Raw genomic sequence first — 14,403 nt, 5'->3', positions numbered from 1 at the left:
TCCATCCGTTGTTTCAAGTCTTACTCTCCATTTTACCACACATATCGACATCAGGGTCTATGAAATTAGAATGAAAAAATCCCCTTTTCCGTAGAAAAGAGGATTCCGCCGCATTGCTATATGGTATTTACTTCCATTCGGTCTGGGTCGTAAGGCTTTAACAGGTGCTGCAGATAATCCGGGTCTCTTCGGCTGTCATCAAGCCATTCGTCCATCTCATCTTGACCCAGAATGACCGGCATGTACTCCTCGTATTCGTGTACGAGACGGTTCGGCCTTGTGGTCATGACCGTGCAAGTCCGATATTCCCCGCCGCGGCTGTCCAGCCAAATCTCATATAGCCCCGCGATGCCGAAGGTACCCTGCTCCTTAAGGGTTACGCGCAGAGGGATTTGCTTCTTCCCTTCCCGCTTCACGACCTCATAACCGTTGCACGGAATGATACATCGCTGCTTGGCGAACATGCGGCGATAGGCGGGCTTCTCGTGGACGAGCCGGCTGTCGGCGTAGACCGCATCTTTAGCCCAGAAAGGCACCAAGCCCCAACGAAATTGTTCCAGACGCTGCTCTTGATGATGACGGACGACCACCGGAAGCTCCTGGGTGGGTTCAACGGTAGCACAGGGAGTGTAGGAAAATCCGACCTCCTGAATATGAAACTGGCTGGATAAGCTCGAAAGCTCCGTGGTGATGCTGATGCGTTTGCACATGGCAGCTTGACCCTCTCATGTTGTGTGTTTTTTACAGTATCTTTCAAAGCTGGACTTTTCATGTGCAGAAATATGTAAAATTATTTTCGCTACGGTAAACAAAGAACCCCCCGGTATCCGGGAGGCTCTTATTGTTGTTGCTAACGTTATTAAAACATCTTATATCCCTTTTCCCGGAGCGACTTGATCGTCTGCCCGCTCAGCGCTGCTCCGATTAAACCCCCAACGGCCGGAATGTAATCCACAATGGAATATTCTGCGAGGTTCGAGCCCAGCGAACCGCTGCCCCATCCCCAATAGATGACCATACCTATCACCAGGGCAATATAACCGTAGATCGGAAACCAGGTCGTTTTCATTAGCATGTTTAGTATAAAGCCGAGTCCGAAGAACAGCACGAACAGCAGCACCGTAACAATGACAAGTTGCAGCATTGCGAGCAGAAGCCTCCCTTTCACTATCTCTATCTTTCTATTTTAGACGAATTCGTGACGCGGGTAAAGCTGTTCACAAAATAGTACCGACTCCCTGCTTGCGGTGAATTTGCCCTTTCGTGTCGATTTCGATACAATTGAACAAGCTATGGACGATTATACTTACATAAGGAGTGTTATAGATGAGTGAAGCGGTACAAACGCTGGAGGGCTGGTATTGTCTCCATGATTTTCGCGCGATCGACTGGAATGCCTGGAAGAGCTTGACGAAGCAGGAGCAGCAGCGTGCGGAAGAGGAGCTTTACAGCTTGCTGAAGCAGTATCAAGCGACGGAGGACGAGAAGAAAGGCAGCACTGCTTTCTACTCCATCGTTGGGCAGAAGGCGGATTTCGTATTCATGCACCTGCGTGAAACACTGGAGGAGCTCAATGAGCTCGAGACCGAATTCAACAAGACGATTTTTGCCGGGGTAACCGTTCCTACCTACTCTTATGTATCCATCGTGGAGCTTAGCAGCTACATGGCCAAGCCTGGCGTTGACCCTATGGAGGACCCGGACATCCTTGCCCGTCTGAAGCCGGCACTGCCGAAAGCGAAGCATCTATGCTTCTACCCGATGAACAAGAAGCGCGAAGGAAACGACAACTGGTACATGCTGACGATGGAGGAGCGCCGCAATTTCATGCGCAGCCACGGCATGATCGGACGCAACTACGCGGGCAAGATCAAGCAGATCATTACCGGCTCCGTCGGTCTGGATGATTGGGAGTGGGGCGTGACGCTGTTCTCCGAGGATCCGCTGCAATTCAAGAAAATCGTATACGAAATGCGCTTCGATGAAGCGAGTGCGCGCTTCGGCGAATTCGGCGATTTCTACGTCGGCAACCTCCTGAATCAGGAGAAAATGGCCGCCATGCTGAAGCTGTAAGCAGGCATCAACGGACTGACATTACCGGCTGTAAAGTGATTTGATCACCTTACAGCCGCTTTTTTTCCTCAACAAGGTTCATTAACGTTATAAAATCACCCTACAACCAACCAAACCGCTCGCTTCGAGCCACAAGGTCACTTGTAACGTGATAAATTCATCTTACTGCTTCAGCTTCCGATAGCATTGTGACTTTAGCGTTAAGAAATCGCCTTAAATGGGCAAAAAACCTTACCCCGTGCTATACGCATCGGAGTAAGGTTTTTTATTTTAATCCTCATCGTCCTCGTCATCCAGACTGAAGCGAGGGTCCTCTTTGCCTTTCAAATACTCCTCGGTATCCCGGTCCCGTTGACGCGACTTCTCCTTCAGCCGCTCGATCGCGGGAAGAATCAGTGTGTCAATCTCCTTCTGGACCGTATACACAAGATCGTACCGGTTCTGCTCTTCCAGAAAGTGTCCTACGTCCATTAAGGCATTGTAGCGATCGAGCTCGTCCCTTGTCAGTAATCCGCGGACTTGAACGCTGCAGTGACGCACGGCTTAGAACTTTCCTTTCTTCAGAACGAGCGGAATCCCGCCGATGATGTAAAGGTAGCGCAGGTCGATGATTTTCTTCATGATCGCTGCCGTACCGCCCTTGATTTTCTTCGAGCCCACGATACCGATCGCTTCGCCGCGGCCAAGGGAAGCCACCGTACCCTTCGGCTTGTATTCGAATGCCTTCAATGTGGAATTGCGGATCTGCGCCACCAGGTTATGCGCACATACGTCGGCTTGCTGCATCGAGATCTGCGCTGTCGGAGGATACGGACGACCCTCAGGATTGAATACGAGCGAGCAATCGCCAAGCACGTAGACATTCTCGTGTCCAGGGATGCGGAGCGTTTCGTCTACCTTAATACGACCGCGCATCGTTTCGAAGCCGGCTTCCTCCAGCATGTGGTTACCGCGGATACCGCCGGTCCAGATCACGGTCGAGGACTTGATTTCTTCGCCTGTAGCGAGAATTACCCCCTCAGGAGTACACTCCTTGATCGCCGTAGCGATTTTGAAGGTAACGCCTTTATTCGCAAGCACGTTCATGGCATACTCAACCAGCTCCGGATCGAAGCCAGGCAGCGCCGTAGGAGCCGCTTCAATGTTGTAGATCTTAACGAGGGACGGATCCACGTCGAATTCCTTGCACAGCTCAGGGATGCGGTCAGCCAGCTCGCCGACAAATTCAATACCGGTGAAGCCCGCACCGCCAACCACGAAGGTCAGGTAATCCGTGCGGTTCGGCTCGCGCTTGAATTTGGCGAATTGATATTCTATATGCTCGCGAATGAAGCGAACGCTGTTAATGCTTCGAATATTCATGGCATATTCCTTCAGACCAGGGATGCCGAATGTTTCCGGCTCGCCACCGAGGCCGATGACGAGATAGTCGTACGACAAGGTCCCCTCTTCGAGAATAACCTTTTTCTCCTGCGGACGAATTTGAACAACCGTCGATTTCACGAAATCAATTTTAAACTCATCGATCAGCTTCAAAATGTTCACGCGTGCATTTTCAGGATTATCCGTTCCGGCTGCAGGCATATGCAAATGAGTCGTGATATAGTGGTAATCGTGCTTGTTCACCAGCGTTACATCAGCCTCATTATAATTTAATTCTTTCTGCAAACGAATAGCCGTAACGATCCCGCCATATCCTGCTCCCAAAATGACTATTCTAGGAATTCGACTCATGATTTAGATCCCTTCCATCCACGTTTTTTCTGTATTGTATGGTTCTCCAAAACCGATTGTGAAATTTTACACAAGCCACGCCGAAAAATAGTTTTTCCCTATTTTTCACGAAAAGCCCCGAAAATATTAGCAGCCTCATGCACAAATTCGACAAAACAGTTTTAACCAATTCAAAAGAATAATATAATGCCCGGGGACAAATAGCAAGCTTTATTTTGATTAAAAATCAAGGAAATCCCGCACAATAAATGTGGCTTTGCAAAATAAATCCGGTGATATCATTTGGGCCGGTTGCGTATACAATAAGGATAATCCTTCCTTTTTAACAAAAAAAAAGCCCGGTCTTAGCTGACCTGGGCTTCGCCATTATAATAATCCAAATTGATCTGTCTGCGTTTGATCTCCTCAAGTAAAAGATCTACAAATTCCTGCTCCAGCTTCAAATCAATCGCCTTAAAATAAGAATCAACCAAAATCTCATTACTGATCAGTTTCATAAGCGAAACCCCTTACTCCTTAATGTAAAATTATATTACCATGCCCGGAAAAATAGAACAATCGTTCTGTTATCCACACAAAAATGTGTATATCCTGTGTGTAGTGTGTTGATAAGTGTAGAAATATGCCTGTTTGTGCGGTGGGTAATGTGGACAAAGTTATACACACTTGTCCACAGGAAAATCCGATAAAAAACTTCGATCAGTCATAGGAGGATATCCCTACATATGAATCATTTTATTTTTCAGAGTTTGGCCTCTTTAGGCACAGGTCTCATCGTCGGCGTCATCTTCGCCATGCTTCGCCTTCCCATCCCCGCCCCGCCGGCGATACCCGCGGTCTGTGGCATTTTCGGCATTACGCTCGGGTATCTGCTCTGGCAATTTTGGACGGGGCGTTAGGCTCAGCTCAGAAGCTTCGATGCATTGAGGTAGCCTCGCCCCTGAACATTAGCTGGCACGCCCAGGTTGTCCGTGCTGTTCAGCAGCTGGGCAACAATGCCCGCGCAGATCGGCGTCGCCATGGAAGTGCCTGATTCCGTAAAGTAGCTGCTGCCGATGCGGTTGCTTTTATACACCATTCGATCCCGGCAATAATCGTCGATAGGGAACCGGAGCTCCCTCGGTCCAGCACCTTTACACCGACCACGTCGGCATCCTGGAAGGAAACTCGGCATTTTATTACGACAATGAAACTACGGAAGGAAAAATAAAAAGGCCAAGCCGGGGAGAGGTTCGGCTTGACCGTCTGAGCGCCACCGTGGGGAAGCGGTGACGACTCGCTACTAAGTAGTATGACCCGATGCGGAACTTCATAAACATGGAAGCGAAAAAATTAATCCTCGCAAGGCTGCGCCGCGATAAACCGGACAAAGGCGTCGTGTTAAAAATAACAAGTTTTTATTTTGGACAGCCGTTAATTTCCAAATCCTTAGTCTTTTGCTCAAACATTTGCTTTACATGACTCGCGTATAAATGGGGATTCGATATTAATAGTCCTCGGACATTCTCTAACGCAGACGCATAAGTACTATTTATTTCCAAGCAAATTTTACTGTTTGCAGGTACAGTGTTTCCAGTTGTTTCCTTATTGTTAGCTGGTTCATTATTCGTCGTACTATTAACCGGCTCAGTACCATTTGTACTATTAGCCGGTAGATTACCGGATTCCGTGGTGGTGTTTGCTGGCACGACAACGGGTGATGTACTCTTATTAGGTTCGCAAGCTAAGCCGTTCTTGTCTGAATCCAATCTATGCCGATCTATCGCAGGACCACCTGCTGCGATAAAAAATGCTTGCGCTTCTTCGTGTGTTGCGAAATCGCTGCAATCACGGTCTGGTCCGTTCGGATCGTATTTTAGCTTGGAGGGTGTTATAGGCGTCTCAAACGTAACACTTGCCCATACACCGCGGCCGTCCTCGCGAGCATCCGTCTGTAAGTGTGTGAACAAGTCGACCCAGCGTACATTCGGTGGGGTTGCCGCTGTCTTGGCGTAGCCCTCCGAAACTACCTTGGCGTTAAACATTGTGCCGTCCGATAAGTAAACGTAACCGAGCAACCGACCATAACTATCACGCTCTTCAACGTCAACCTCAACAAGAACTGTTACACCGGTCAGAGCTTGCTTCGTATACTCGGACGCGATCTTACCGGTCTCTACGTTCTTGGACGCACTTGGATGCATAGATTCCATTGTGTCGACGCCAATCAAACGAATGGTCTCCTCTTTACCGTTCCAATCGATTTGGACTGTGTCACCTTCAACAACCCTATTAACTTTTACCTCTTTTTTTATGGAGGAGCTGATTGTTATCGTACGAGATGGACTATCCCAACCAACTGTCGCACCTAGCGCCTCCCCAACGAAGCGGAGCGGAACCATCGTAGAGCCTTCTATAATTTGACCGGGTACGGGGAGATTGATGTCAACGGTATTTTTCTTTGAAACAGTATCACCGATAGTGTATGTGATACTTACGTCGCCCTTCTTAGCGGAGACAGTGCGAGTGTCGCCGTTCCACGCGATTTCCGCGCCGAGTGATTCAAAGATTTTACGGAGTGGAACGAGTGTGGTTCCGTTCACTACCGTCGGAGGCACGTCGAACGACGTTCTCTTGCCGTCGATGAATACAATAGGTGTTACGTCTGCCGGTGTTGCCGTTACGGTAGGTATGGCGGAGAATAATAACGAAATCGAGAGCGCGATTCTGACGAGTTGCTTATTAAACAAGAGTAACGACGTCCTTCCATATCTGGTATACAAATCCATAAGATAAATATACCTCAAAGCTTCATTGTCGTATAGGTCATAAGAAGGAATCCCCGTAAACTGTGATCGTAGACAAAATAATCGTGTCTCGCGCTTACTTGGCGTGGACAAAATAAAAACCTCCCAACGTTTGTTCCGAAGAACAACGTCAGGAGGCACATAATCCGCAACCCACAAGTCGGCGACCGTATAGGCCTAACGCTAGGTCACCATCAACATTAACAGAAGGTTAAACGCTGAGAAACCGCGTCACTAGGCGATTAATCCTCGCAAGGCTGCGCCAGCGCCGCGTCCTCTTCCTTCGTGCGGAAGCTGGAACCGCAGCCGCATGTAGCTACCGCGTTCGGGTTGTTAATGGTGAACCCGCCACCCATGCCCGTGTCCTTGAAGTCGATCTCGACGCCGTACAAGTATTTGGCGCTCTCCTCGTCTACAACCACCTTCAGACCATTCATTTCGAACGACTTGTCGTCCGCAGCCTGATTGTCGTCGAAGCCCATGCCGTAGGAGAAGCCGCTGCAGCCGCCGGACTTTACGCCTACGCGCAGGAACAGGTTCGGCGTCTCTTCGGCCGCCAGCATTTCTTTGATTTTATCAATAGCCGTATCGCTAATTTTAATCACTCGGATTCCCTCCTTATTGCTTCAGGCAAAATAAAAAAGCATACTGATTAGAGCTTACTCCTTCAGTATACTCCTTCTTGGCATGCTCCTCAAGGGTCGCTGAACCGCTTCGCCTCGAAGCTTACGAATTCTATGTATTTCATAATACCGCAGCAGCAGCTCATCCAATTGTTTACTGCATCTTTGAACATCGGGATGCATCAGCCCGAGCACACTGCCAAGCTCTACCATATGAGCCCGTAACGTCTCGATCTCACAGGACAGCTCCGCATCCTCGTCCATCCAATTCACTACCGGCAACATAAGACACCGCCTTGATTCCATTCTCACAAGAACACAGTATACTAGATTCTGGAATAAAAGAAAATATCATACTTAGACAAAATGTTACAAATTTTAAGCAAAATTCGCGCTTTCCTATTCCCTGCACCATGGAAATGAAGAACATATTGCCGCTCCATCAAAGGAGGTTTATAATAGAGGGTATTGTTCTTAACCTGTTACGCGGCTTAGATCATGATTTTGGGTCATGAAGGCCGATAGGATAACCGTCCGACTAACTGCCGGACAAGTAATGCAGGCTGTACAGCGGGACTCTTTACATAGCTAGGGCTCCCGCACCATTAACGGAGGTGGAGAGTGTGAACATCGCTATAAGCAATCCAGAGAAACGGATGACGGAAATAGCGGAGAAGGTAGAACACGGAGAAAGACTCAGTCTGGAGGACGGGGTCTTTTTGTACGAATCGGACGATTTACTCACGATCGGACAATTAGCGAATAAAGTGAACCTGCGTAAGAACGGGAAAAAGGTATATTTTATTGAAAATATGAGCCTTTATTTCACCAATGTATGCGAGGCGCACTGCGCGTTCTGTCATTTCCGGCGCGACGAGGGCGAGGAAGGCGCTTATACGCTCACACCGGAGCAGATGTTCGAGTATATCGATGAGCATTTCCATCCCGGCATGCGCGAGTTCCATATTACCGGGGGCCACAATCCGAATGTGCCTTTCGATTATTATGTGAATTATGTACGCGCCTTGAAGAAGCGTTACCCGGATGTAACGATAAAAGCACATACTGCGGCGGAGATTGAGTTTTTTTCGAGGATAAGCGGGTTAAGCTATAAAGAGGTACTGCAAACGTTAGTCGATGCGGGACTCAGCACGCTGACCGGCGGCGGAGCCGAGATCTTATCGGAGCGCTACCGCCAGAAGATGGGCGTCGGCAAAGCGACAACCGATCAATGGCTTGAAGTGCAGCGCGTAGCGCACAGCATTGGACTGAAGACGCATGCGACGATGCTGTACGGCTCCATTGAAACTTTGGAGGAGCGCATTCAGCACATGATCTATCTGCGGGAAATTCAGGATGATACGAACGGCTTCCTCGTGTTTATTCCGAATGCCGTGCAGCCGGCCAGCGTGAGTGCAGGCATTAAGCGCCGGGTTGCCGCGTTCGATGATCTGAAGACGATCGCGATCAGCCGTCTGATGCTGGATAACATTCCGCACATCAAGGCCTACTTCATCAACCTTGGAACGCAGCTGGCTCAGCTGGCCTTCACCTTCGGCGCATCCGACGCGCACGGCACGATCATTAAGGAACGTATCTCACATGCTGCGGGCGCATTGTCTCCGGAGGGACTGACCCGCGATGAGCTGGTGTGGCTGATCAAGGGAGCAGGTCGCATTCCTGTGGAACGCGATACCTTCTATAACGAGATTAAGGTTTACTAAAATACAGTCTGCAGGACCATAGAAAGGGTTTGTGTAAGGTATGAAGAAACTAGTGATACTTGGCGGAGGATATGGCGGTCTTACGATCGCCACAACGCTGCTGGGCATGGATCTGCCTTCGGATACGGTCATGATTATGGTGGATCGGATGCCCTTCCAGGGGTTGAAAACGGAATACTACGCACTAGCCGCGGGTACGGTGTCGGATAAGGAAATCCGCACGCCCTTCCCGATAGATCCGCGCCTGATTCTGAAGTACGGTGAGGTTACGGCTGTGGATTTGGAGCAGAAGCTCATTCGCTTCGAGAACGATGATCCGCTTTCGTATGATTGGCTCGTATTGGGGCTAGGCTGCGTGGACCGTTACCACAACATTCAGGGAGCTGAGGAATTTTCTCATAGCATCCAATCCCTCTCCTCTACGCGTAAAACCTACCAGGCCGTCAATGACTGCAAGCCGTTCGGTCAGATAACGATTGTCGGCGGAGGCTTAAGCGGTGTAGAGATGGCGGCGGAGCTTCGGGAAAGCCGGCCGGATCTGAACATCCGAATTCTTGACCGGGGCGCCAGCATCTTGTCTCCATTTCCGGATAGGCTGAAGGCATATGTCCGCGAATGGATGCTGGAGCACGATATCGAGCTAAGATCCCACATATCACTATCTCGCTTAGAAGGCGGGATGCTGTACAATCAGCAGGAGATCATTCATACCGATGTCACGGTTTGGACCGCCGGCATTCAGCCAAGCCCAATCGTGCAGAACTTGAACCTTTCGAAGGATAATCAGGGACGACTGACCATAGACCAATACCACCGTCTTCCGGACTATCCTGAAGTCTTCGTCGTTGGCGACTGCGCGGCGCTGCCGTTCTCTCCGAGCGGTCAGGCGGCCGAAGCCCAGGGTAAACAAATTGCCGAGGTGTTAAGAGCTACTTGGAAAAACGAAAACCCCCGGCTTGGAAGAATCAAGCTCAAAGGGGTTCTCGGATCGCTTGGCAAAAAGGCCGGCTTCGGCCTGATGGGCAAGCGGACGGTGATGCTGGGTATGGTGCCCCGCGCGATCAAGAGCGGCGTTCTTTGGATGTCCAAGCATCACCTGGGTTAATCGCTTAAGAGATCGAGCATGTCCTCGATCTCTTTTATTTTGTCCTCAATCGCTTGTTCCAGTTCTTCCGCCGTGGAGGCGGCAACGATCTCCCCGTTCACCAAGGCAAAGGGCAGGATGTAGCACTCCCCGCAATTGCCCAGACAGCCGTATTCGATCACATCCAGATCAGGCCGCTGCTCCAGCTGCTTCATGAGCTTCTCGGTCCCGTGATGCATATTGTTCGTACAAAATTCAATAATCGGTCTCATGAATGGACTCCCCTTTACCGGACCATTTTATTTTTCTCCACGTTGTAATATAATAAGCATATGAAGGGAGATGAATCAAATGAGCGACAACGTACAACAAAGCACCATGTATGATGAAGTGCTTGAGGTTCTAGATAAGCTTCGTCCTTTCCTGCAGCGTGACGGCGGTGACGTAGAGCTGGTGGACGTCGAGGATGGCATCGTGAAGCTTCGTCTGGTAGGCGCATGCGGAAGCTGCCCAAGCTCGACGATTACACTGAAGGCCGGTATCGAGCGTGCCTTGCTGGAGGAAGTTGAAGGCGTGCAAGAGGTTGTTCAAGTATTCTAATATACCTGCATGCGAAGAGAGACCCTGAAACTTGATTTCAGGGTCTTTTGGTCATTCCGTTCCCGGTGATCGAGCGAATGGGATCAAGGCCGCCCGATACATCCATAATGTTCCCCGTTATGAAATCCGAATGATTCTCGCACAGGAAGGCGATGACCCGAGCTACATCCTCTCCCGTCCCAGGCCGGCCGCGCGGCGCTTCATCATCGGGGACGTCCTCTACGTCACTAATGGCCATTTCCTTGTATGCCCCTCGGATATCCCCGGGGCAGATCATGTTGACCGTGATGCCGTTAGAAGCTTCCTCAACGGCCAGCGTCTTCGTAAAGGAGACGAGCCCGACCTTCGCCGCGGCATACACCGCTCGATGCGGCCACCCTCGGGCCTCCGCCGCATGACCGAAACCGAAGTGGATAATACGCCCCCATCGATTCTGTCTCATGTAAGGCAGAACGAGATGGTCAAGATGAATGACTCCGGTCAGGTTTCCATTCAGAAGGTAATTGATTTCTTCACGATCGTAGTCGCTGAAAAGCCGGCGCTCGCGAATAAAGGGGCCAGCGTTATTTACCAAAATATCAATGGCGCCGAATTCGCGGATGGCTTGCAGTACAAGCTCCTGCATCTCCTCCATCCGGCTTACATCCCCGCGGTAGACGCTGCAGCGAACGCCCTTCTGCCGAATTTGCTCCGCCAGCTCCAGCGCTTCCCGCTCACTGTGTACATAGTTCAAGATGATGTCGCAGCCTTGGTCTGCTAGCTGGAGGGCCGTTCGTTTCCCCAGCCCTTTGGCACTGCCCGTGATCAAGGCTACCTTCCGTTCCCGAGCCATGCTCCTACCTCCCGAAAATTCCCATATGAGTTCCTTCTCAAAGTATAGTGGAACGCCGGGAGCAGTTCAACCCTTCCGGTTGCTGGCATGGGAAGCGGCATACCTGAAAACGATTGCCGCAGCCCGAAAGGTCATATCGATGCCCTGCTCCAGATCACGGAGATTTTCGCGAATATCTTCAATCTGCAGTCTTGCCCTTTGTCCGTACTTAAGCTCCGCCACCTTCATCAGATCATCGTACAGATCCGCGTTAATCGAATGAATCTCCAGATTCCGCCGATTTCGTAAGCGCTCTACAGGAGTCTTGTATTGAACCTTGAGGTCGAAGAGCTTCTGCTCCAGGTCCGTGTATTTCTTGTTTTGATGCATATTGCGCAGCACCGTAAAGTACGAGAAACGCGCCTTGATTCGCTCCGTTTGCAATCCCCAGTGCTCATTGATGAAATTGCCGAGCTTATCGAGCAAGGCGAAGAGACGGATCAGTGCATTTTTATAAAAGTATAAATGGAGATGGTACGCATCCTTTTCCTCCAAAGTCATCTCATCCAAGTAGAGCTTCATAACCCTCTTGCCATATTGCTGCGCAGCATACTCGCTTTGCTCGAGCTCGTCCAGTGCACGAAGGAAGCCCTCCGACAAAATGACGAATCTCCGTTCGGCCATCGTTCGCTTCTCGGGAGGAATCAGCGTAAGCTTATGAATAAATGATCGGATGGCCTCATTGGCCTCCTTAAGGTAGCCTTCGTCCTGACGACGGGGCTCGCCGAAGATGGATCTTAGCATCCGGCCCGTTCCCCCTTTATTTATTGGGATACGTTTCTAGTCGTACCCGTTATACCCGCCGCTCCTGCTGCCGGTGACGGATCCGCCTTCTGCTTCATCAGCTGCATGCGGTCCTTCTGCACGAGATACATGGCTGCAAGCACGCCTGCTCCGCCGAGATATTGATTCAAGGATAAGCTTTCGTTCAAAATCACATACCCTGCCGCAGCGGCCGTTAGCGGGAGCAAATAGCCGTACACCGAGGACTTGAACGGCCCCAGCTTGGACAAGCTCCAATTGTGGACGGAGAAGCCAGCGATGGTTGCTAGCAGGGCCGTGTAGCCCAGAATAAGCCAGCCTTGCGAGCTGCGCTCAAGCAAATACGCCATATCGGCCCGCAGGAGCAGGAACGGCAGCAGGGCAAGCGCCCCTGCGGTCATTTCGAGCGAAACCAGCAGCGTAAGCGGGTATTTGCCTACGAGACGATTCATGCCGATCAGGTAAAATGCCCCCAGGAAGCTCCGCGCCAGCAGCAGCGCGTCCCCCTTCAGCGTCTCCGGTCCAAGATGAAAGCCGTGCGGCCCTCCGGCTACAATCACAATGACGCTGACGAACGCCAGCGGGATACCGACCAGGACACGCCAAGTCAGGCGGATATCCTTCAGGATCACGGCAATAACGGCCGTGATAATCGGCATGAAGCCGCGGCCGAGAACGGCGCCGTTAGCTGAATTGCTGAACTGCAGCGCGTATTGCAGCAGCGCTTCCATGCCAAGTGCGGACACGGAGCCAAGCACGGCGATCAGCGCAAGATCCTTGCGCGGCAAACGCCAGTTCAGCTCCTGCCGATGCTTTCGGTAGTAAACGTAAGTATACGCCCACAAAAAAGGAATAATACTCAAATACCGGAGCCCATTAAATACCAAAGGGTCCCATTCCTGACCGCCAAGCTTCATGGCGGAAATATTGATGCCCCATAGAATATAAACCAGCACGAACCCGGCATGCGGCATAACTTTGCGGCTCCACGATTCATTCATGGTTGGTTTCCCCGTTTCCCTATAGATGAACAGAAGGCTTACGACAGCTAGGGTGCTGCGTAAGCCTGATTGACGGACTCCGACGGCTGCAGAGTCAATATCGCTAGATAGCTTAAAATACCGTATAAGCAGGAAATCAACACCGTATGCATCAGGCTGGCGAGCAAGTACCAGTCATAGCCCATGGAAAGCGTAACGAAAGCTCCGCTGAAAATCTGCAGGATCACGAAAACAACCGCATACCTCGCTGCAGCAACCGCTGTGCTTCCGGCCGGGGCTTGTGCCTTTATCACGAAGTATAAACCGGCGATGAGCAGCCCAAGAACGGCAGCTGCAACCCTGTGAGTGAACATGATGCCGGTCGCCCCGGACAGGTCCGGTATGACTTCCCCATTGCACAGAGGCCAGCCGATACAGCCCCCGGAGGATTCGGTGTGATGAACATAAGCGCCCAAATATACGACGCCGTAGGTATAGATCATGATCACCCAAACCAAAAGCTTCGCTGCTGGGGAAAGCACGGTTCCTTCTCGATGCAGGAGAGCTTCTCCCCATTTCGTATAGACGAGATACAAAAGTAAGGTAAAGGCAAAGGCCAGCAGCGAGAAGCCAAAATGCAGGGCAAGCGCTGGAGCATTTTGCGGCCATACAACCGTCATCGCCCCAAGAATCGCTTGCAGCACGGTGAAGAACATGGCGCCTCCGACAAACCATTTGGCGTCTTTTCTTTGGCTGTAGATAAACACCAGTAGGGTCGTTGCAAGTAAAACCAAGCCTACAATCCCCACGACAAAGCGATGGCTGTACTCGATCAAAGATTCGATCGTATAGGCCGGTACGAATTTCCCGTTACACAGCGGCCAATCGTCACCGCAACCCCGGCCCGATTCCGTTTTGGTTACGAGGGCGCCCATGACCAGAATCAGGAACATGCCGAGCATGCTGGCAAGCGACAACCGACGAAGCCATGTTTCTATTTTCATTTGATTTGACTCACCCGTTCGTTTAAAAATCGTTTGCCGTAGACAAGACTACGATCCAATCTTCATTATATCGGTTCTGCCAAGGTAAATCCATGTCGAAATGTTACAAACCGATGAAACAGGAAAGCCGCCAAGTCCGGGCTTATCTTACGGGACTGGCGG

19 protein-coding genes are annotated in these 14,403 nt (G+C 50.7%); 5 read left to right on the top strand and 14 right to left on the bottom strand.

Going from position 1 to position 14,403, the window contains the following annotated elements:
* Positions 1–116: 116 nt before the first annotated feature.
* Both QMO62_RS23315 and QMO62_RS23310 read right to left on the bottom strand, forming a co-directional pair.
* A complete protein-coding gene (locus QMO62_RS23315) occupies positions 117–710 on the bottom strand; it encodes an SOS response-associated peptidase (protein ID WP_284644676.1) in 594 nt (197 codons plus the stop codon).
* Positions 711–859: 149 nt separating this feature from the next.
* Complete coding sequence (locus tag QMO62_RS23310) at positions 860–1,144, bottom strand: YuiB family protein (protein ID WP_284644675.1); 285 nt, start codon at positions 1,142–1,144, stop codon at positions 860–862.
* A gap of 182 nt (positions 1,145–1,326) precedes the next feature.
* Between QMO62_RS23310 and hemQ the strand changes: the two genes are divergently transcribed.
* Positions 1,327–2,073, top strand: a complete 747-nt coding sequence (hemQ, locus tag QMO62_RS23305) for a hydrogen peroxide-dependent heme synthase (RefSeq protein WP_284644674.1) — start codon at positions 1,327–1,329, stop codon at positions 2,071–2,073.
* Positions 2,074–2,343: 270 nt separating this feature from the next.
* On the opposite strand, the gene QMO62_RS23300 is transcribed toward hemQ, so the two are convergent.
* The 3 genes from QMO62_RS23300 to sda all read right to left on the bottom strand — a co-directional run bounded on the left by QMO62_RS23300 (position 2,344) and on the right by sda (position 4,304).
* Positions 2,344–2,613 carry a hypothetical protein gene (locus tag QMO62_RS23300; RefSeq protein WP_284644673.1) on the bottom strand — a complete coding sequence of 90 codons (270 nt, stop codon included), beginning with the start codon at positions 2,611–2,613 and terminating at the stop codon, positions 2,344–2,346.
* A 3-nt stretch (positions 2,614–2,616) separates the two neighbouring features.
* Positions 2,617–3,807 (bottom strand): NAD(P)/FAD-dependent oxidoreductase, encoded by a 1,191-nt coding sequence (locus QMO62_RS23295; protein WP_284644672.1) that lies wholly within the window; start codon positions 3,805–3,807, stop codon positions 2,617–2,619.
* A 344-nt stretch (positions 3,808–4,151) separates the two neighbouring features.
* Complete coding sequence (gene sda, locus QMO62_RS23290; RefSeq protein WP_284644671.1) at positions 4,152–4,304, bottom strand: sporulation histidine kinase inhibitor Sda; 153 nt, start codon at positions 4,302–4,304, stop codon at positions 4,152–4,154.
* 228 nt (positions 4,305–4,532) lie between these two features.
* Between sda and QMO62_RS23285 the strand changes: the two genes are divergently transcribed.
* The gene (locus tag QMO62_RS23285) at positions 4,533–4,706 is read left to right on the top strand and encodes a DUF1427 family protein (protein ID WP_348651716.1); all 174 of its coding nucleotides are present in this window, start codon (positions 4,533–4,535) and stop codon (positions 4,704–4,706) included.
* A gap of 2 nt (positions 4,707–4,708) precedes the next feature.
* Here the strand turns inward: QMO62_RS23285 and QMO62_RS23280 are convergent, their stop codons facing one another.
* The 4 genes from QMO62_RS23280 to QMO62_RS23265 form a co-directional block, all read right to left on the bottom strand.
* Positions 4,709–4,885: a S8 family serine peptidase gene (locus QMO62_RS23280; protein WP_372516696.1), complete on the bottom strand. Its 177-nt coding sequence runs from the start codon at positions 4,883–4,885 to the stop codon at positions 4,709–4,711.
* A gap of 319 nt (positions 4,886–5,204) precedes the next feature.
* Positions 5,205–6,536 (bottom strand): stalk domain-containing protein, encoded by a 1,332-nt coding sequence (locus tag QMO62_RS23275; protein WP_284644670.1) that lies wholly within the window; start codon positions 6,534–6,536, stop codon positions 5,205–5,207.
* 299 nt (positions 6,537–6,835) lie between these two features.
* Positions 6,836–7,198: an iron-sulfur cluster insertion protein ErpA gene (gene erpA / locus QMO62_RS23270; RefSeq protein ID WP_284644669.1), complete on the bottom strand. Its 363-nt coding sequence runs from the start codon at positions 7,196–7,198 to the stop codon at positions 6,836–6,838.
* Between the two features lie 54 nt (positions 7,199–7,252).
* Positions 7,253–7,501, bottom strand: a complete 249-nt coding sequence (locus QMO62_RS23265) for an aspartyl-phosphate phosphatase Spo0E family protein (protein WP_284644668.1) — start codon at positions 7,499–7,501, stop codon at positions 7,253–7,255.
* Between the two features lie 371 nt (positions 7,502–7,872).
* Between QMO62_RS23265 and mqnE the strand changes: the two genes are divergently transcribed.
* Complete coding sequence (mqnE, locus tag QMO62_RS23260; RefSeq protein ID WP_372516732.1) at positions 7,873–8,940, top strand: aminofutalosine synthase MqnE; 1,068 nt, start codon at positions 7,873–7,875, stop codon at positions 8,938–8,940.
* 40 nt (positions 8,941–8,980) lie between these two features.
* A complete protein-coding gene (locus QMO62_RS23255) occupies positions 8,981–10,045 on the top strand; it encodes an NAD(P)/FAD-dependent oxidoreductase (protein ID WP_284644666.1) in 1,065 nt (354 codons plus the stop codon).
* Here QMO62_RS23255 and QMO62_RS23250 read toward each other — a convergent pair.
* Positions 10,042–10,296: a YuzB family protein gene (locus QMO62_RS23250; RefSeq protein ID WP_284644665.1), complete on the bottom strand. Its 255-nt coding sequence runs from the start codon at positions 10,294–10,296 to the stop codon at positions 10,042–10,044. The two genes, QMO62_RS23255 and QMO62_RS23250, sit on opposite strands and share 4 nt — an antisense overlap.
* A 79-nt stretch (positions 10,297–10,375) precedes the next feature.
* Between QMO62_RS23250 and QMO62_RS23245 the strand changes: the two genes are divergently transcribed.
* On the top strand, positions 10,376–10,624 hold the full coding sequence (locus tag QMO62_RS23245) for a NifU family protein (protein WP_284644664.1): 249 nt from the start codon (positions 10,376–10,378) through the stop codon (positions 10,622–10,624).
* A gap of 37 nt (positions 10,625–10,661) precedes the next feature.
* On the opposite strand, the gene QMO62_RS23240 is transcribed toward QMO62_RS23245, so the two are convergent.
* The 4 genes from QMO62_RS23240 to QMO62_RS23225 form a co-directional block, all read right to left on the bottom strand.
* Positions 10,662–11,456, bottom strand: a complete 795-nt coding sequence (locus QMO62_RS23240) for an SDR family oxidoreductase (protein WP_284644663.1) — start codon at positions 11,454–11,456, stop codon at positions 10,662–10,664.
* A 66-nt stretch (positions 11,457–11,522) separates the two neighbouring features.
* On the bottom strand, positions 11,523–12,239 hold the full coding sequence (locus QMO62_RS23235; RefSeq protein WP_284644662.1) for a Cthe_2314 family HEPN domain-containing protein: 717 nt from the start codon (positions 12,237–12,239) through the stop codon (positions 11,523–11,525).
* Positions 12,240–12,259: 20 nt separating this feature from the next.
* Entirely contained in the window at positions 12,260–13,258 is a 999-nt protein-coding gene (locus QMO62_RS23230) for a DMT family transporter (RefSeq protein ID WP_284644661.1), read from the bottom strand.
* 47 nt (positions 13,259–13,305) lie between these two features.
* Positions 13,306–14,241 (bottom strand): COX15/CtaA family protein, encoded by a 936-nt coding sequence (locus QMO62_RS23225; RefSeq protein ID WP_284644660.1) that lies wholly within the window; start codon positions 14,239–14,241, stop codon positions 13,306–13,308.
* Positions 14,242–14,403: the final 162 nt, after the last annotated feature.

The organism is Paenibacillus silviterrae (assembly GCF_030167925.1).
Lineage (GTDB): Bacteria > Bacillota > Bacilli > Paenibacillales > NBRC-103111 > Paenibacillus_G > Paenibacillus_G silviterrae.
The sequence above is the reverse complement of the archived record's forward strand: the minus strand, read 5'-3'. Positions and strand labels throughout refer to the sequence as shown.

Bases quoted from the DNA above. Each gene is read 5' to 3' on its own strand.
- QMO62_RS23285 (WP_348651716.1), top strand. From the start codon at position 4,533: ATGAATCATTTTATTTTTCAGAGTTTGGCCTCTTTAGGCACAGGTCTC.
- QMO62_RS23235 (WP_284644662.1), bottom strand. From the start codon at position 12,239: ATGCTAAGATCCATCTTCGGCGAGCCCCGTCGTCAGGACGAAGGCTAC.
- QMO62_RS23265 (WP_284644668.1), bottom strand. From the start codon at position 7,501: ATGTTGCCGGTAGTGAATTGGATGGACGAGGATGCGGAGCTGTCCTGT.
- QMO62_RS23255 (WP_284644666.1), top strand. From the start codon at position 8,981: ATGAAGAAACTAGTGATACTTGGCGGAGGATATGGCGGTCTTACGATC.
- QMO62_RS23245 (WP_284644664.1), top strand. From the start codon at position 10,376: ATGAGCGACAACGTACAACAAAGCACCATGTATGATGAAGTGCTTGAG.
- mqnE (WP_372516732.1), top strand. From the start codon at position 7,873: ATGACGGAAATAGCGGAGAAGGTAGAACACGGAGAAAGACTCAGTCTG.
- QMO62_RS23225 (WP_284644660.1), bottom strand. From the start codon at position 14,241: ATGAAAATAGAAACATGGCTTCGTCGGTTGTCGCTTGCCAGCATGCTC.
- QMO62_RS23230 (WP_284644661.1), bottom strand. From the start codon at position 13,258: ATGAATGAATCGTGGAGCCGCAAAGTTATGCCGCATGCCGGGTTCGTG.
- sda (WP_284644671.1), bottom strand. From the start codon at position 4,304: ATGAAACTGATCAGTAATGAGATTTTGGTTGATTCTTATTTTAAGGCG.
- hemQ (WP_284644674.1), top strand. From the start codon at position 1,327: ATGAGTGAAGCGGTACAAACGCTGGAGGGCTGGTATTGTCTCCATGAT.
- QMO62_RS23315 (WP_284644676.1), bottom strand. From the start codon at position 710: ATGTGCAAACGCATCAGCATCACCACGGAGCTTTCGAGCTTATCCAGC.
- QMO62_RS23280 (WP_372516696.1), bottom strand. From the start codon at position 4,885: ATGGTGTATAAAAGCAACCGCATCGGCAGCAGCTACTTTACGGAATCA.
- QMO62_RS23250 (WP_284644665.1), bottom strand. From the start codon at position 10,296: ATGAGACCGATTATTGAATTTTGTACGAACAATATGCATCACGGGACC.
- QMO62_RS23295 (WP_284644672.1), bottom strand. From the start codon at position 3,807: ATGAGTCGAATTCCTAGAATAGTCATTTTGGGAGCAGGATATGGCGGG.
- QMO62_RS23240 (WP_284644663.1), bottom strand. From the start codon at position 11,456: ATGGCTCGGGAACGGAAGGTAGCCTTGATCACGGGCAGTGCCAAAGGG.
- QMO62_RS23310 (WP_284644675.1), bottom strand. From the start codon at position 1,144: ATGCTGCAACTTGTCATTGTTACGGTGCTGCTGTTCGTGCTGTTCTTC.